Origin of the sequence: Saccharothrix sp. NRRL B-16314 (assembly GCF_000716595.1) — a bacterium.
GTDB lineage: Bacteria > Actinomycetota > Actinomycetes > Mycobacteriales > Pseudonocardiaceae > Actinosynnema.
In genome coordinates, this window is record NZ_JNXC01000081.1 from 1 (window position 1) to 1,323 (window position 1,323).

Annotated in this window: 2 protein-coding genes; both read right to left on the reverse strand. The window is 68.4% G+C overall.

The window, feature by feature from the left end:
- Positions 1-30: 30 nt before the first annotated feature.
- A complete protein-coding gene (locus tag OQ02_RS39060) occupies positions 31-948 on the reverse strand; it encodes an IS3 family transposase (protein ID WP_033443729.1) in 918 nt (305 codons plus the stop codon).
- The gene (locus OQ02_RS39065) at positions 945-1,256 is read right to left on the reverse strand and encodes a transposase (protein WP_033443730.1); all 312 of its coding nucleotides are present in this window, start codon (positions 1,254-1,256) and stop codon (positions 945-947) included. The genes OQ02_RS39060 and OQ02_RS39065 overlap by 4 nt, the downstream gene beginning before the upstream one ends.
- Between the last annotated feature and the right edge of the window lie 67 nt (positions 1,257-1,323).

A 1,323-nucleotide genomic window follows, 5' to 3' on the forward strand; every position in this document is an offset into this window, starting at 1 on the left:
TGAGCTTCCCCCGATAACCCGAGATGGTTGTTACCTGGATCGGATCGGTGATGCCGGGATGGTAGTCGGTTCGGCCTGGGCGGCGTGCCAGGCGGCTTCGTACTCGTCGGGGCTGAGCCAGCCGAGGTCCTTCTGGATGCGTTCGGTGTTGTAGAACCCGTCGATATAGCGGAACAGTTCGTTCTCGGCCTCGTCGCGGGTGCGCCAGGACCGGCGGTAGACCAGCTCGATCTTCAACGTGGAGAAGAAGTTCTCCATCAGGGCGTTGTCGTAGGAGTCGCCGACCGACCCCATCGACGGCAGGATCCCGTTGTCCGCCAACCGTTCCGCGAACCGGAAGGCCGTGAAGGTCGACCCGCGGTCGCTGTGGTGGATCAGCTGCCCGTCGCGCACGTCACGCGACCAGATCGCGTACTCCAGCGCGCCCAGGACCAGGTCGGTGTCGCAGCGGTCGCTGGTCTTCCAGCCCACGATCCGGTTGGAGAACGCGTCGCGCACGGCCGCGAGCCAGAACACGCCCTCGCCGGTGCGGATCCGGGTCGCGTCGGCCACCCACAACCGGTCCGGCGCCGGCGCGGTGAAGTCCCGGTTCACCCGATCGGGCGCCGGTGCGGCCCGCGGATCCTGCCTGGTCGACGGGGTGCGCCACTGTTTGCGCAGGAAGGCGCCCTGCAGGCCGGCCTGGCGCATCAACCGCTCGACCCGCTTGCGCGACACGCGGATGCCCCGGCGGCGCAGAACCTGGTGCACCCGCGGGCTGCCATAGGTTCCGCCCGAGGCGATGTGGATGTCCACGATCTCCGCGGTGATCGACCGGTCCTCGCGTTCGCGATCCGACGGGGTGGACTGTCGGGCCACCCAACCGTGGTAGGTGGACGAGGCGACGCCCAGGACCCGGAGGATGAACTCGACCCCGAAGCGGCCGCGAAGCTGCTCGACGAGCTTCACGACCGTCGCCGGGTCGGGTCGAGTTCCGCCGCGAAAAACGCGGACGCGGTCTTCAGGATTTCGTTGGCGCGCTTGAATTCCGCGTTCTCTCTACGGAGGCGGCGCAGCTCCTCCGACTCGGTCGCGGCGGGCCTGTCGTCCCGCTCGCCGCGGTCGGCCTCGTCCTGCCGGATCCAGTTCCGCAACGCCTCGTGATGCACGCCCAGCTGCTCGGCCAGGCGCCGGATCACCGGCTTGGGGTCGGACTCCCGGTACAGCCGGACAGCGCGGGCCCTCAGCTCGTCAGGGTACTTCTTCGGTGGTGCCACGGACGACTCCCTTCAGGCCCCTATCGGACCATGTCTGGAAAGCCACCGAGTTACCGGGGGAAGCTCA